Source organism: Hydrogenophaga sp. FW305-3-2-15-A-LB1 (assembly GCF_058787875.1).
Window position 1 is genome coordinate 32,350 of record NZ_JBYTAE010000045.1, and the last position, 15,373, is coordinate 47,722.

A 15,373-nucleotide genomic window follows, 5' to 3' on the forward strand; every position below is an offset into this window, starting at 1 on the left:
TTGCACCCATTGCCCCACCGTTCATTGCGCTTCTCGCTGCCGCTGCAACTGGCCCTGGCCGGTGCGCTGGGCATCGGCTCCCTGGCCATCGCGCAGGCCGAAACACCCCCGCCTTCCCTGGCCCCGGCGACCCAGCAGCTGGCGGTGGCCGCGCCCGCGAGCCCGACCGTGGTGGTTCCCCCGGTCGCCCAGAAGTTGGCGGCGATCGACCCGCGCTGGAGTTCGAGTTTCGAGGCCTTCGCCGCCGCCGACCTGAAGCAGGCGCCGCAACCGGGCGGCGTGGTCTTCGTGGGCAGTTCGTCGATCCGCCTTTGGAACGACCTGGAGACCAGCTTTGCCGACCAGCCCGTGGTCATCAAGCGCGGTTTCGGTGGCTCGCAGCTGCTCGACTGTGTGAAGCTGGTGAACCGGCTGGTGCTGCCCTACAAGCCCCGCATGGTGGTGGTGTACGCGGGCGAGAACGACCTGTCCGAAGGCGCCACGCCGCGCGACGTGCTGGAGCGTTTCACGGCCTTCGTGCGCGCGGTCAAGGCCGAGCTGCCCGAGAGCCGCATCGCCTTCGTCTCCATCAAGCCCAGCCCGTCGCGCGCGGGCCTGATGGCGTCGGTGCGCGAGACCAACGAGCTCATCAAGGCCTACAGCGTGACCGAGCCGCAGCTGGACTTCATCGACGTGTTCTCTTCCATGCTCGGCGCCGACGGCCAGCCCCGCCCGGAGCTGTTCCTGGGCGACCGGCTGCACCTCAACGCCGAAGGTTATGCGCTGTGGCAGCGCATCATCGCCCTGCACCTGAAGGGCTGACGAGGCGGGCCGCGTTTTTCGCGGCGCGGCGATCCCGGCCGAGCGACACGCGGGCCACCACCCACAGGGCGTAGAAGCCCACGAACAGGATCAGCAGGTCCACCGACCAGGGCCTGGCGGGGTTCGTGGCGCCGAACACGGCCAGCGCCAGCAGGGCCACCACCAGGTGGGCGCAGAACACCGGCAAGGCCGCCTTGCCCAGGGTTTCCAGGGGCCGCCAGCGCGGCAGGTGCTGCTTGAGCCAGGGGCCGAAATGCATCACCAGCACCAGCAGGGCCAGCAGGTTGATCAGGCGCAATGGGCCGAGGTGCCATTTGTCGAACATCAGGTTGACCACCGAGCCATCGGGCATCGGCGTCTGTCCCACGGCGTGGCGCCAGAGGAAGGCGCAGGCCGCCAGGGCCAGGGCGGTGCGCACCATCCAGCGCGGAAAGCGCGTGGGGGTGTGGTCCGGGCGGCTGTGCTCGGTGCCCATCCACAGGCCCATGGTCCACAGGAACTGCCAGGCGAAGATTTCGAAGGCACCCATGTCGCGGTAGCGCACCGGCATGTCGAACCAGCCGAAGACCATCTGGTAGAGCGCCGGGCCCAGGCCGAACTGGGCGCCGAACCACAGCGCGAGGCTCAGCGCCATCACCGCGCGCCAGCCGTGCTCCCGGCCGTGCAGCAGCACCAGCGGGCTGAGCAGCATGAAGACGATGTAGATCGGCAGGATGTCCAGCAGCGCCGGGCTGTACAGCAGCAGGCCGGCGCTCAGGGTGGCGACCACCGGCCGTTCGAGGAAGAAGGCGAGCAGGTCGGTCACGGCGCCTTCGCGCAGCGCCAGGCCCAGGCCGGCGATGGCGGTGAAGGCGAACAGCACCAGGGCCAGCTGGCAGGCGTAGAGCTTGAGCGCGCGGTTGAAGAAGGCGTTTTTCATCGCCTCCGCGCCCTGCGTGTCGGCCTTGGTGGAATACACACGGCCGGCCATGTAGGCCGACAGCAGCACGAAGCCTTCGGCGGCCGACACATAGCCCAGCGGCTGACCCAGCGGGTCCGCGAGCTTCGTGGGCAGGTGGGTGAGGGTCATCAGCACGAGCATCAAGCCGCGCATGGCGTCCAGTTCCCACTGGCGATCGTCCTGGCTCATGGCGGTGGTGCGGGGGCAGGTGGCGTGCCTGCCAGATGACTCGATCCCTGATCGGGGCCGCAAAGCCTCGCAAAGTTCCCCGGTATGGGGAGGCGCGTCACTGCGCCTGGGAACGCGCGCGCCAGAAGACGCCGGGGCGCCGGCCGGCGCGCTCGCGCGCCTCCACCAGCATGGCCACCGCGAACAGGCCCGCGAACGCGGCCAGCAGCAGAGCGACGTCCGTGGTCCAGGGGCGCACCACCTGGGTCGAACCGAAGAAGGCGAGGGTGAACAGCGCGATCACGATGTGGGCGCAGAAGACCGACAGGGAGTGCCGCCCCAGCAGCTCCAGCGCGTGCGGGCGCGGCAGCACGCGCACCAGCCAGGGGCCGGCGGCCATGAGCAGCACGAAGACGCTGGCGAAGTTCAGCACGCGCATGGGCCCGAGCGACCATTTGTCGAGCAGCAGGCCCACGGCGGGCAGCCAGGGCAGCGGGTCCTGGCCCGCGATGTGGCGCCACGCCAGCATGGCCCCGGCGTACACGGCCGCCGGCGCCAGCACCCAGCCCGGCAGGCGCGGCCAGGGCTGTTCGCGCGCGCCCAGCCACAGGCCCGCGACCCACAGGGCCTGCCAGGCCAGCCAGTGGAAGGCGCCCATGTCCTTGTACGGGATGGGCAGGCCGGTCAGCGCCACGACCAGGTCGTGCACGCCCCGGCCCAGGCCCCACTGTTCGCCCAGCCAGAGCAGGCCGCTGACGGCCAGCACGCCGAGCCAGCCGTGTCGCAGGCCGTGGCGCAGCAGCCAGGGGCTGGCCAGCATCATGAAGATGTAGAGCGGCAGGATGTCCAGCAGCGGCGGGTTGTGCAGCAGCAAGGCGGCACCGACCACGGCGGCCTGCGGGTCGATGAAGAAGAATTCGAGCAGGCCGGTGACGCCGCCCTGCCGGTTGAACACCCCGAGCCAGGCGATGACGGTGAAGGCCAGCAGCAGCAGGCCCAGCTGGCAGAGGTAGAGCTTGAGCGCCCGTTCATGGAAGGCGGCCTGCATGGCGGGCAGGCCATCGCGCCGGGCGCGGCGGCCGTAGACGCGGCCGGCCATGAAGGCCGAGAGGAACACGAAGCCCTCGGCCGCCGAGACAAAGCCGAACGGCTGGCCCGATGGCAACGAGTACATCGTCGGCATGTGGGTCAGCGTCATCAGGACGAGCATCAGGCCCCGCAGGGCGTCGAGCTCCCAGCGGCGTTGCGGGGCGTGTGGCATCAGGGAAAACCAGTAGAACCCGCGATCATGCCAGAGGGGCGCTGCGGCGGGCCCGCCAGGCCTGCAGAAAACCCCAGGACAGGCCGAGCACGGCCGCCAGCAGCGAGGCCAGCAGCACGCCCAGCTTGGCGGCGCCGAGCAACTGGGCATCGTCGAAGGCCAGCGTGGCGATGAAGATGGACATGGTGAAGCCGATGCCCGCCAGCAGGCCGACCAGGCCAACGCCGGACCAGGTCACGCCGTCGGGCAGGCGGCACAGGCCCAGGCGCACGGCCAGCCAGCTGGCGCCGAGCACGCCGAGCGGCTTGCCGAGCACCAGGGCCAGCACCACGCCCAGGGTGACGGCTTGCGCGCTGCCGGAGGCGAGGTCCACGCCGTCGAGCGTCACGCCCGCATTGGCCAGGGCGAACAGGGGCATCACAGCGTAGGCCACCCAAGGGTGCAGCGCCCTTTGCACGCGGGTCACCGGGGCCTCGCCGCGCAGGCGCACCGGCAGCACGGGTGTCATGAGGCCCAGCACCACGCCCGCCAGCGTGGGGTGCGCGCCGGTCTGCAGCAGGCCCAGCCAGAGCACGGCGCCGGGCACGACGTAGGCCCAGGCCGAGCCGATGCCGATGCGCTGCAGGCCCAGCACCATGAAGATGCCCAGGCCGGCCACCAACAGGCCGCTGAAGTCCAGCCCGCCCGAATAGAAGACCGCGATGATGAGCACCGCCACGATGTCGTCGATGATGGCCAGGGCCAGCAGCAGCACGCGCACGTTGCCTGGAATGGCGCGGCCGAGCAGGGCCAGAACGCCGACGGCGAACGCGATGTCGGTGGCGGTGGGCACGGCCCAGCCGCGCAGCGTGGTGGGGTCGGTGTTCAACGCGACATAGATCAGCGCTGGCACCAGCACCCCGCCCAGCGCGGCGGCCAGGGGCAGGGCGGCGAGCGGGAGGCTGGCGAGCGCGCCTTCGTGGATCTCGCGCCGGATCTCCATGCCCACGACCAGGAAGAACACCGCCATCAGGGCATCGTTGATCCAGAAGTGCAGCGATTGCACCGACACGTAGGGGCCGATGCCGAAGGTCAGGGGCGCATGCCAGAGCGCGTGGTAGCTGGCGGCGGCGGGCGAGTTGGCCCAGATCAGGGCGATGGCCGCCGCGAGCAGCAACACGACACCACTGACGGCTTCGATGTGGAGAAAACGGGAGAGGGCGGCGAATGCGCGGTCGGCAACAAGTTGGGCGCGCGGCAGGGTCTGCCGGGAAGGGGCTCGATTCATGGACGTATCAACTCCGCGCGGCGGCCCGACCAGCGCTTGAACCTGTTTCGCTGCGACAGGCAGCGCGAACACCCAGCCCTGTATTTTACCCGATGGGGTATGGGCCCTGGCCTACACTCGCCGCATGCCCGACACGCCCGTTTTCGACGACGCCCGCTTCATGCGCCTGGCGCTGGCCGAAGCCCAAGCCGCGGCCCAGGCCGGTGAGGTGCCGGTGGGGGCGGTGGTGGTGAAGGACGGCCGCGTGATCGCCACCGGCCGCAACGCCCCCATCGACGGCCACGACCCTACCGCGCACGCCGAAATCGTCGCCTTGCGCGCCGCCGCGCAGGCGCTGGGCAACTACCGGCTCGATGGCTGTTCGCTCTACGTGACGCTGGAGCCGTGCGCCATGTGCAGCGGGGCCATGCTGCATGCGCGCCTGGCCCGCGTGGTGTTCGGCGCGGCCGACCCCAAGACCGGCGCGGCGGGCTCGGTGCTCGATCTGTTCGGGCATGCCCGGATCAACCACCAGACCACCGTGCAAGGCGGTGTGCTGGCCGAGGAGGGGGCGCAACTGCTGCGCGGTTTTTTCAAGGAGCGCCGAGTGAACCTGCATCCCTTGCGCGACGATGCCCTGCGCACGCCCGACGAGCGTTTCCAGAACCTTCCGGGCTACCCCTGGGCGCCGCGGTATGTGAGCGATCTGCCCGCGCTCGGCGGCCTGCGCCTGCACTACCTCGACGAAGGGCCGAAGGACGCGCCTACAACCTGGCTCTGCCTGCACGGCAACCCGGCCTGGAGCTACCTCTACCGCCACATGATCCCGGTGTTCCTGGCCAGCGGTGCGCGCGTGGTCGCGCCCGACCTGATCGGCTTCGGCCGCAGCGACAAGCCCAAGAAGGACGGCGCGCACTCGTTCACCTGGCACCGCCAGGTGCTGCTGGAATTCGTCGAGCGCCTCGACTTGCACAACGTGGTGCTGGTGGTGCAGGACTGGGGCGGGCTGCTGGGCCTGACCCTTCCCATGGCCGCGCCGCAGCGCTACCGGGGGCTGCTGGTGATGAACACCACGCTGGCCACCGGCGAGGCCCCGCTGTCGCCCGGCTTCGTGGCCTGGCGCAACATGTGCGCGCAGAACCCCGAGTTCGACGTGGCGCGCCTGTTCGCGCGCGGCAACCCGCAGATGTCACCGGCCGAATGCGCGGCCTACAACGCGCCGTTTCCGGATCGGGGTCACCGCGCCGCGCTGCGCGCCTTCCCGCCCATGGTGCCCGAGCACGCCGACGACGAGGGTGCGGCCATCAGCCGGCAGGCGCGGAACTTCTGGTCCCACGAATGGCGGGGGCAGAGCCTCATGGCCATCGGCCAGCAGGACCCGGTGCTCGGTGATGCCGTCATGCAGGCCCTGCACGCGCAGATCCGCCATTGCCCCGAGCCTCTTCGACTGCCGCAAGCCGGCCACTTCGTGCAGGAGCATGGCCAGTCCATCGCCGAAGCCGCCGTGGGCCATTTCGCGGCGCCCGCACCCGGATAATCGAGCCCTTTTTCGCCCAACACCATGAGCCACGGTCACACGCACACGCCCGCCTGCAGCCCCGATTGCAACCACAGCCACCACCACGGCACCAAGCACATCTACATCTACTCGCCCTCCAGCGCGGTGCGCGACAAGGCCGCGTTCCGCCGCGGCGTGGCGCGGCTCAAGGCGCTGGGCCACGAGGTCGAGATCGACGAGGCGGCGCTGAGCAGCCACATGCGCTTCGCGGGCGACGACGCCACGCGCCTGGCCGCCATCGAGCGCGCCACCGCCAGCGGCGCGAACGTGGCGCTGATTTCGCGCGGGGGGTATGGGCTCACGCGCATCGTGGGCGACCTGCCTTTCAAGAAGATCGCCAAGGCGATCGAGCGCGGCACCCAGTTCGTGGGCCTGAGCGACTTCACGGCGCTGCAGATGGCGGTGCTGGCCAAGACTGGTGCCGTCACCTGGGGCGGCCCGGCACTGGGCGAGGACTTCGGCGCCGAAGTGCCGGACGACATCATGGAAGCCTGCTTCGACGACCTGCTCGTGGGCCACGGTGAAGGCTCGGGCTGGCGGCTGCCGGTGTCGGACGCGAAGGCGGCCCCGCGCAAGGACGGCGAGGCAGCGCCGGTGTTCCGGCTGCGCGGCGCCACGCTGTGGGGCGGCAACCTCAACGTGATCTGCGCGCTCGTGGGCACGCCTTACCTGCCTCAGGTCAAAGGCGGCATCCTGTTCCTGGAGGACGCGAACGAACACCCGTACCGCATCGAGCGCCAACTCACGCAGTTGCTCAACGCGGGGATCATCGGCCAGCAGAAGGCGGTGCTGATGGGCTCGTTCAACCGCTTCAAGCTGGTGCCGGGTTACGACCGGGGCTTCAAGCTGCAGACGGTGATCGACTGGATGCGCACGCGCACGAAGACGCCGGTGTTCACGGGCCTGCCCTTCGGGCACGTGCCGACCAAGGTGTTGCTGCCCGTGGGGCGCAAGGTGGATCTGATGGTGGAAGGGCGCGATGCCCTGATCTACTGGGGCTGAAGGCCTTGCGGGGAGATCAGGACCTGCGCGAGCGGCCAGCGTCGATCAGGCTCTTGGGCACTAGGCCCTGGAACACCGGCGAGAGGCTTTGCACGCGGTGCACCGCGAGCGCCTCGCCGTGCAACTGGCTCAGCACGGCCACCATCTCGGCGCGTGCGAACCACAGGGCGTGAGCATCGTGCAGGTACTTCAGCTTGCGCGTGAGCTGTGGGTTGGCCTTGGCGCCTTCTTCGCCCAGCACCGCGAGCATGGCTTCGCGCACCGGCTCCAGGGACTCGGGCGAGTCCTTGCGCGTCTCGGGGCTGAGAAGGGCGGAAATGCTGTTGCGGATACCGGGTTTGAACCAGCGCATGGAAGTGGCCTCAACGACTTTGTACTAATTGGATACAGGATACGTCGCGAGCGCGGGGATGTGCAATCGGGAATGTTTGACAACACTCAAAAAACAACAAATAAATCATATGTTTATCGTCGGTTTTTGATTGACTCCATGAGGTGTGTAATACCTTCTTACGCATTCGTTAACAATTTGCATCGACGTAGCGCCATCGAGCAGGCCGGGTCGGGTGCACTTTTTTTCAACCGCCAGGGCCCGCTTTCGAGGGCTCGAAACGGCGGTTTTCCGACACGCCTTCATACATTGGGTGGTGTGTTGTAATCCAGCCGATATGTCTTCTCTCCTATGGCCGAACTGACAATTGCTTTCGTGGATCTGACGGGTAGCGTCTCGGTGTTTGAAACACTGGGCAACGACCGCGCCACCAAGGCCGTCACCAAGCTGACCCAGTGGATTGGCTCCATGGGCGTGGAGAACGGGGGCACGGTGGTCAAGATGCTGGGCGACGGCGTGCTGATGTCGTTCGCCAACAACCGCAACGCGGTCGATGCGATGGTGCTGATCCAGCAGGAGCACGCCAAGCGCGTCATGCAGTGGCCTGACCGCCTCAAGCTCATGATGCAGATCGGCATGGCGCGCGGCCAGGTCGTGGTGGTCGATGGCGATTGCTTCGGCGACGCGGTCAATGTGGCCTCGCGCCTGAGCGACCTGGCCGGCCCCGAACAGATCATGGCCACCGACACCGTGATCCGCAAACTCGGCCCCCGCCATGGCGTGCGCAGCCGCAGCCTGGGGCCGATGCGCATCAAGGGCCGGGTGGAGCCCTGCGAGGTGTTCCGCGTCGAGTGGCAGCCCGAGATGCTGTCCGAGTTCCTCACGCTGCCGGCCGACCTGCACGCCCTGAGCCCGATGAAGGAGTCCGTGTTCGGAGGCTTCGAGCTGGCCTGGCTCGACACCACGCAGGCCTTCAGCCTGACCGACCTGCCGATGAAGATCGGCCGCGTGCCGGAGGCCGATTTCGTGGTGAGCGACCCGCGCGTCTCGCGCATGCACGCCAGCATCGACATCCGCTCGGGCAACTACGTGCTCGAAGACATCAGCAGCTACGGCACCTGGGTGCGTTTCGGCGCGGGCGACAACGTGATCGCCCTGCGGCGCCAGGAGTGCCTGCTGCACAGCGACGGCGAGATCGCCATGGGCGCGCCCTTCAGCGATTTCAGCGCGCCCACGGTGCGCTTCCGGCTGGTCGACGGCCAGATGTCGATCGGGCCGATCGGCATCGAGAAATAAGCAGGCGCGGCAGGGAAGGCCGCAAGGCGGCGCACGGGACACCCGCGTGCCGTCGGGATCACAACAATGAGTGGGGACATTTCGTGCGCTGGATCAAACGACTCTTTGCCTTGCTGTCGCTGCTGGTGGTGCTCGCCGCCGCGCTGGCCGCCTTCTATGCCTGGCGCAGCCTGCCGAAAACCGAGGGCAGCCTCAACCTGGGTGGGCTGTCCGCGCCGGTGAAGGTGCACCGCGACGCGAGCGACGTCACGCACATCCTGGCCGGCAAGCCGCGCGACGCCTGGATGGCCATGGGCTACGTGCATGCGCAGGAGCGCGGCTGGCAACTGGAGTTCAACCGCCGCATCATGCGCGGCACCTTGTCCGAGGTGCTGGGCCCGACCACGCTGGAGACCGACAAGCTCATGCGCACGCTGGGCATCCGGCAGGCCGCGCGCCAGCAGCTGGAAACCCTGCCAGCCGAGGCCCGCGAAGCCCTGCAGGCCTACAGCGACGGCGTGAACGCCTTCTTCGCCCACAGCGAACAACTGCCTTCGCCCGAGTTCCTGCTGCTGGGCATCAGCCCGCGCGAAGAAGCGGCCGCGGGGCGCTACTGGGACCCGGTCGACTGCGTGGCCTGGTCGCTCATGATGGCGCTGGACCTGGGCGGCAACTGGGGCAACGAGTTCGCCCGGTTCACCGCGCTGGAGGCGATCGACACCCAGGCCCTGTGGGAGCTGTTCCCGCCGTACCCGGGCGAGCAGCCAGCGGCCACGGCCGACCTCGCCAAGCTCTACCGCGAACTGGGCGTCTACCGGGGCAAGCCGGTCACGACCTCGAAGGCCGAGGTGCCGGCCGCGTCCGGCATCGTCGCCTCGGCGCGCGGGCAGATCGGCGCGGACCTGCAGCGCTGGGCCGACGAGCTGGGCAACATCGAGGGCAAGGGCTCGAACAACTGGGTGGTCAACGGCTCGCGCACCGCCTCGGGCATGCCCTTGCTGGCCAACGACCCGCACCTGGGCCTGAGCGCGCCCGCCATCTGGTACTTCGCGCGGCTGCAGGCGCCCGATGCCGACGGCATCAAGGGCATGGACGTGATGGGCGCCACGCTGCCCGGCACGCCCTTCGTGGTGCTCGGCCGCACGCAGCAGGTGGCCTGGGGTTTCACCAACACCGGCCCGGATGTGCAGGACCTCTACCTCGAGCAGATCAACCCCGCCAACCCCGCGCAGTACCGCGTGCCGTCCCCCTCCGGTGAACCGGCCTGGGCCAACTTCGGCCTGCGCATGGAGACCATCCGGGTCAAGGGACAGCCCGACGTGAGCCACATGGTGCGCAGCACCCGCCACGGCCCGGTGCTGAGCGATGCGCAGGCGCGCCATGGCGAGGTGATGGACACCAGCCGCTTCGTGCTCGCGCTGCGCTGGACCGCGCTGGACGCCGACAACCGCAACGTGGTCGCCACCCTGGAGTCGAACCGCGCGCAATCGGTCGACGAACTCCAGAAGGCGTTCCGCGATTTCCATTCACCGATGCAGAGCGTGGTGATGGCCGACCGCACGGGGCGCATCGCCTACAAGGCCGCGGGCCGCGTGCCCCTGCGCGCGCCGGAGAACGACATCCGCGGCGTCGCACCGGCGCCGGGCTGGGACTTGCGCTACGACTGGGCCGGCTGGCTGCCCTACGAAGAGACGCCGCAGGACGATGGCGCGCGCGGCTGGATCGCCACCGCCAACCAGCGCATCCACGCCGCGGACTACCCGCATTTCCTGACCCAGGACTGGGCCGCGCCCTACCGCCAGGAGCGCATCGAAGCGATGCTGGCGCAGACCCCGAAGCACACGCTGGACTCGTTCCGCGCCATGCACGCCGACCAGCAATCGGCCGCCACGGTGCGCCTGCTGCCGTTCCTGCAGAAAGCCGCGTCGGACCACCCGCTGGCGGCGGCCGCGCAGGCCGCGCTGCGCGATTTCAAGGGCGAGATGCGCGCCGATGCCGCCGCGCCGCTGATCTACAGCGCCTGGGTTGATGCCTTCACGCGCCGCGTGGTGGGCGAGCGCGTGGGCCAGGCGCGCTTCGAAGGCATGTACGGCAAGCGCCTGTTCCGCAACGCGGTGGAAGGCATTCTGGAGCGCGACGACGCGAGCTGGTGCGGCGCGGCGGGTTGCGCGGCGGCCAGCGGCCTGGCCCTGACGGACGCCTTGAACAAGCTGCAGGCCGTGCACGGCAGCGACGTGGCCGCCTGGCGATGGGGCGATGCCCACCCGGCGATCTCGGCCCACCGCCCGTTCGGCAACGTGAAGCCGCTGGCGGCGCTCTTCGACGTGCGCACGCCCACAGGGGGCGATCCCTTCACCGTCAACGTGGGGCAGTACCACCTGGACAAGGCCGATGCACCCTATGCCAACCGCCATGCGGCCAGCCTGCGCGCGGTCTACGACCTCGCGGACCTGGACAACTCGCGCTTCATCTACCAGACAGGGCAGAGCGGCAACGTGTTCTCGGGCCGCTACCGCGACATGAGCGACACCTGGGTGGCGGTGCAGTACCGCGTGCTGACGATGAAGCCGGCGCAGTGGCGCAGCACGCTGGAACTGCGGCCGCCGGCCGCGCCCTGAGCCTCTTACTTCAGGTTGCCCGAGAGGAACTGCGCGAGCCGTTCGCTCTTGGGCCGGGCCAGCACCTCCTTGGGCACGCCCTGTTCCTCGATGCAGCCCTTGTGCAGAAAGATGAGGTGCGAGGACACCTCGCGCGCGAAGCCCATTTCGTGCGTCACCACCACCATGGTGCGGCCTTCCTCGGCCAGCAGCTTCATCACGCGCAGCACCTCGCCCACGAGTTCGGGGTCGAGCGCGCTGGTGGGTTCGTCGAACAGCATCACGTCCGGCTCCACCGCCAGCGCGCGGGCGATCGCCACGCGCTGCTGCTGGCCACCGCTCATGTGCGAGGGGTAGCGGTCTTCCACGCCTTTGAGGCCCACGCGCTCCAGGTAGCGGCGCGCGGTCTCCACCGCCTTGTCTTTCGGGATGCCCAGCACGTTGACCGGCGCCTCGATGATGTTCTGCAACACCGTCATGTGGGCCCAGAGGTTGAAGTGCTGGAACACCATGGCCAGCTTGGTGCGCAGGCGCTGCAGCTGCGCGGCGTTGACCGCGCGCAGTTCGCCGTGGCGGTCGGCCTTGAGCTGCAGCTCTTCACCACCGAGCACGATGCGCCCGCTGTTGGGGTGCTCCAGCAGGTTGATGCAGCGCAGCAGCGTGCTCTTGCCCGAGCCCGAGCTGCCGATCAGGCTGATCACGTCGCCCGCATTGGCTTGCAGGGAGACGCCCTTGAGCACTTCGTTGGCGCCGAAGCGCTTGTGGATGTCCTGCACCTCCAGAAGAGGGCGGCCGGGCGTTCGGTTGGCGGTGGGTTCTGCAGTCATGTTCGATGCCCGATGAAAAGAAAAACTCAGGCGCCCAGCAGGTCGCCCGAGCGGAACGGCGTCTCGCCAGCGATCTTGCCGACCTCGCCGCCCGAAACCACATAACGTTCGCGCACGGCGGCGTACAGCACACCGGCCACCTCGGCGCGCACTTCGTGCACGCGCGCGGCCGCCGGGGCGGTGGGGTCGATGACCTCGGCCACCACGTCGCCCACCGCCAGGGTGGCGCCGGGCTGCACGAGAAAGACCAGCACACCGGGCACGGGCGAGCGCAGCGTCTGCGAACCCGCCAGCGGCGTGGGCTGGCAGGCCAGGGGCGGCAGCGTCGCCGGCGCGCCGGCATGCAGGACACCGGCGTGCGCCAGGAAGGCGAGGATGGCTTGCGCATCCTGGCGCGCGTGGTCGTGCGAGACATCGGCTTCGCCGCGCAGCTCCACCGTCGTGCTCGCGCAGGCCTGGGGCAGGGGGGCCTTGACGCCCGCGGCTTGCAAGGCGGCGGCCAGTTGCCACCAGAGACCGGAGAGGCGTTCGTCGAACGGCCCGCCGCCCGATTCTTTCGCCAGCAGCACGGCCTGGCAGCCCAGCAGGCGCGCCAGCGGTTCGAAGGGTGGCCAGCAGGCCTCTTCGCTGTACAGGTGCATGACGGCTTCGGTGTCGCAATGCAGGTCGAGCACCAGGTCGGCGTCGTGCGAGAGCAGCAGCAGCTGCCGGCGCTGGCTGTCGAGTTCGCTGGTCGCTTGCCACTGGTTCAGCCACTGGCCGACCAGCTGGCGCACGGTGGCCACATTGGCCTTCGCGTCCGCGCCCATGCGGGGGATGGCGTCGGTCAGCACGGCGGCGGCCATGTCGGGGTAGTGCCGGTTGAAGTTCTGCGCGGTGTCGAACTCGAAGCGGCCCAGGGGCCGATGGTTCAGCCGCTGGCTCAGGCCGATCGGGTTGGCCGCCGGCACCAGAATCACCTCGCCCCGCAGCGGCCCGGCCTTCTCGGCGGCTTCCAGCTGCTGGCGCAGGTGGTGAGCGACCAGCATGCCGGGCAGTTCCTCGGCGTGCAGGCTGGCCTGGATGTAGACCTTGGGCCGGGCACCGGGCGTGCCGAAGTGGAACCCCACAAGGGTCTTCTGGCTGCCCAGGCTGGGGCTCAGCAGGGGGTACTCGATGCGTTGCATGGGGCGGCCTGGTTCTCGGCGCTCAATGCCCGCGCGGGGCCAGATGGGCCAGGAAACGCCTTTCGGCCAGCTTGAACATGCCCACCAGGCTGAACGTGATGGTGAGGTAGATCGCGGCCGCGAAGATGTAGGCCTCGAACGGCAGGTAGTAGTCGGAATAGATGCGGCTGGCGGCGGCGGTCACGTCCAGCATGGCCGGCACCGTGCTGGCCAGGCTGGTGGCGTGCAGCATCATCACCACCTCGTTGCTGTAGGCGGGCAGCGTGCGGCGCATGGCGCTGGGCAGGACGATGCGGCGCATGGCCATGGCCGGGCTCATGCCCATGGCCTGGGCGGCCTCGATCTCGCCCGCGGCGGTTTCGCGGATGGCGCCGGCCAGCATCTCGGCGGTGTAGCCCGCCGTGTTCAGGCTGAAGGCCAGCAGGGCGCAGAAGAACGGTTCCTTGAAATGCGTCCAGGGCCAGACGTCGTTCCAGCGCGCCTGGATCCAGTCCAGCTGCGCCAGGCCGTAGTAGATGAGGTAGAGCTGGATCAGCAGCGGCGTCCCGCGGATCACATAGGTGTAGGCGCCGACGACCCAGCGCAGCGGCGCGATGGAACTGGTGAGGGCCAGCGCGAACAGCAGGGCGAGCACCGCGCCCACGCCCAGCGAGGACAGCAGCAGCCACAAGGTGGTGATCAGGCCCTCGCCGTACATGGCGAGGTTGGCGGGCTGGAAGATGACTTCCCACTTCATGTGCGGGTGTCCATCAGGTGTGGGCGCGTTTCACGCCGAGGCTGAAGCGCCGTTCCAGCCGGCGCAGCGCCCAGAGCGACACCGAGGTGTAGATCAGGAACAGCGCGGCGGCGAACAGGAAGAAGGTGAAGGGCTCGCGGGTGGCCGCGCTGGCCTGCTTGGCCAGGTAGGTCATTTCCTTCAGGCCGATCAGGCTGATCAGCGCGGTGGCCTTGATCAGCACCAGCCAGTTGTTGGTGAAGCCGGGCAGGGCGTAGCGCACCATCTGCGGCGCGGTGATGCGCAGGAAGGTGCGCACCGGCCCCATGCCGAAGGCCCAGGCGGCTTCCATCTGGCCCTTCGGAATCGAAAGGATGGCGCCCCGGAAGGTCTCGGTCATGTAGGCGCCGTAGATGAACCCGATGGTGAGCACACCGGCGAGGAAGGGATTGATGTCCACCGACCCCTTGCTGCCCGACGCAGCCAGCAGGTGGTTGAGACCGATGGTGCCGCCGTAGAAGATCAGCAGCATCAGCACCAGCTCGGGGATGCCCCGAACCAGCGTGGTGTAGACGGTGGCCAGCCCCACCAGGAGGGGGCGGCCGGAGAGCTTGGCCACCGCGCCCAGCAGGCCCAGCAGGATGGCCACCAGCAAGGCGGCCAGGGAAACGCCCACCGTGAGGAGGGCGCCCTGCAGGATCGAGGCGAAGTAGCCGGACAAAACGGGGACGGCTTAGTTGCCGTACACGTCGAAGTCGAAGTACTTCTTGGCGACCGTGTCGTAGACGCCGTTGGAGCGGATGGCCTTGATGGCCGCGTTGAGTTCGTCCTTGAGCGCGGTCTCGCCCTTGCGCAGCGCCACGCCCACGCCGGTGCCGTAGTACTTGGCCTCGTTCAGCACGGGGCCGACGAAGCCGTAACCCGCGCCTTCGGGCTTGCGCAGGAAACCGCCATTGACTTCCACCTGGTCGGCCACGGTGCCATCCAGACGGCCGGACTTGATGTCGAGGTAGACCTGGTCCTGGGCTTCGTAGGGGACGATGCTCACGCCCGCGGGCTTGAGTTCACCCATGGCGTACTTCTCTTGCGTGCTGCCCTTGAGCACGCCGATCTTCTTGCCCTTGAGCGAAGCCGGGTCGGTGTAGGCCGTGCCGGTCTTGACCACGATGCGGCTGGGGGTGAAGTAGTACTTGTCCGTGAAGTCCACGACCTGCAGGCGCTCTTCGGTGATGGACATGGAGCTGATGATCGCGTCGTACTTCTTGGCTTGCAGGCCGGGGATCATGCTGTCCCACACCTGTTCGACGTACACGCACTTGCGCTTGATCTGGTTGCACAGTGCTTCGGCGATGTCGACGTCGAAGCCCGTGGGCTTGCCGTCGGCGGTCTTGAAGGTGAAGGGTTCGTAGGTCGGGTCGATCGCCACCTTGAGTTCCGGCATCTCGGCCGGGGCGGGAGCGGCGGCGGGTGCCGCAGCGGGGGCGGC

At 68.8% G+C, this 15,373-nt stretch carries 14 protein-coding genes; 5 read left to right on the forward strand and 9 right to left on the reverse strand.

Translation table 11 applies throughout. From position 1 onward, the window contains the following. On the forward strand, positions 1–801 hold the full coding sequence (locus tag AC3WPZ_RS15100) for an SGNH/GDSL hydrolase family protein (protein ID WP_492440342.1): 801 nt from the start codon (positions 1–3) through the stop codon (positions 799–801). Here AC3WPZ_RS15100 and opgC (AC3WPZ_RS15105) read toward each other — a convergent pair. The 3 genes from opgC (AC3WPZ_RS15105) to nhaA form a co-directional block, all read right to left on the reverse strand. Beyond that, entirely contained in the window at positions 776–1,930 is a 1,155-nt protein-coding gene (opgC, locus tag AC3WPZ_RS15105) for an OpgC domain-containing protein (RefSeq protein WP_492440344.1), read from the reverse strand. The genes AC3WPZ_RS15100 and opgC (AC3WPZ_RS15105) overlap by 26 nt on opposite strands. Positions 1,931–2,027: 97 nt before the next feature. Then, positions 2,028–3,170 (reverse strand): OpgC domain-containing protein, encoded by a 1,143-nt coding sequence (gene opgC / locus AC3WPZ_RS15110; protein ID WP_492440346.1) that lies wholly within the window; start codon positions 3,168–3,170, stop codon positions 2,028–2,030. 25 nt (positions 3,171–3,195) lie between these two features. Next, positions 3,196–4,437, reverse strand: a complete 1,242-nt coding sequence (gene nhaA / locus AC3WPZ_RS15115) for a Na+/H+ antiporter NhaA (protein ID WP_492440348.1) — start codon at positions 4,435–4,437, stop codon at positions 3,196–3,198. 124 nt (positions 4,438–4,561) lie between these two features. Here nhaA and tadA point away from each other — a divergent pair, with 124 nt between their 5' ends. After that, positions 4,562–5,953: a tRNA adenosine(34) deaminase TadA gene (tadA, locus tag AC3WPZ_RS15120; protein ID WP_444686516.1), complete on the forward strand. Its 1,392-nt coding sequence runs from the start codon at positions 4,562–4,564 to the stop codon at positions 5,951–5,953. A gap of 24 nt (positions 5,954–5,977) precedes the next feature. Beyond that, positions 5,978–6,976: an LD-carboxypeptidase gene (locus AC3WPZ_RS15125; RefSeq protein WP_382324698.1), complete on the forward strand. Its 999-nt coding sequence runs from the start codon at positions 5,978–5,980 to the stop codon at positions 6,974–6,976. A 16-nt stretch (positions 6,977–6,992) separates the two neighbouring features. Here the strand turns inward: AC3WPZ_RS15125 and AC3WPZ_RS15130 are convergent, their stop codons facing one another. Further along, positions 6,993–7,328: a hypothetical protein gene (locus tag AC3WPZ_RS15130; RefSeq protein WP_382158123.1), complete on the reverse strand. Its 336-nt coding sequence runs from the start codon at positions 7,326–7,328 to the stop codon at positions 6,993–6,995. Between the two features lie 330 nt (positions 7,329–7,658). Here AC3WPZ_RS15130 and AC3WPZ_RS15135 point away from each other — a divergent pair, with 330 nt between their 5' ends. Together AC3WPZ_RS15135 and AC3WPZ_RS15140 are read left to right on the forward strand one after the other, a co-directional pair. Continuing rightward, positions 7,659–8,603, forward strand: a complete 945-nt coding sequence (locus AC3WPZ_RS15135; RefSeq protein ID WP_444686517.1) for an FHA domain-containing protein — start codon at positions 7,659–7,661, stop codon at positions 8,601–8,603. A gap of 83 nt (positions 8,604–8,686) precedes the next feature. Further along, a complete protein-coding gene (locus AC3WPZ_RS15140) occupies positions 8,687–11,200 on the forward strand; it encodes a penicillin acylase family protein (RefSeq protein WP_492440350.1) in 2,514 nt (837 codons plus the stop codon). A 5-nt stretch (positions 11,201–11,205) separates the two neighbouring features. Here AC3WPZ_RS15140 and AC3WPZ_RS15145 read toward each other — a convergent pair whose 3' ends face one another. From AC3WPZ_RS15145 to AC3WPZ_RS15165, 5 genes are all read right to left on the reverse strand, one after another. Continuing rightward, positions 11,206–12,006 (reverse strand): ABC transporter ATP-binding protein, encoded by an 801-nt coding sequence (locus tag AC3WPZ_RS15145; protein WP_444686519.1) that lies wholly within the window; start codon positions 12,004–12,006, stop codon positions 11,206–11,208. Between the two features lie 26 nt (positions 12,007–12,032). Further along, entirely contained in the window at positions 12,033–13,172 is a 1,140-nt protein-coding gene (locus AC3WPZ_RS15150; protein ID WP_382158117.1) for a succinylglutamate desuccinylase/aspartoacylase family protein, read from the reverse strand. A 22-nt stretch (positions 13,173–13,194) separates the two neighbouring features. Beyond that, positions 13,195–13,908, reverse strand: a complete 714-nt coding sequence (locus AC3WPZ_RS15155; protein ID WP_291118681.1) for an ABC transporter permease — start codon at positions 13,906–13,908, stop codon at positions 13,195–13,197. Between the two features lie 13 nt (positions 13,909–13,921). Beyond that, positions 13,922–14,608, reverse strand: a complete 687-nt coding sequence (locus tag AC3WPZ_RS15160; RefSeq protein ID WP_291118723.1) for an ABC transporter permease — start codon at positions 14,606–14,608, stop codon at positions 13,922–13,924. Between the two features lie 12 nt (positions 14,609–14,620). Continuing rightward, on the reverse strand, positions 14,621–15,373 hold a 753-nt coding region (locus AC3WPZ_RS15165), incomplete at its 5' end, for an ABC transporter substrate-binding protein (RefSeq protein ID WP_492440352.1).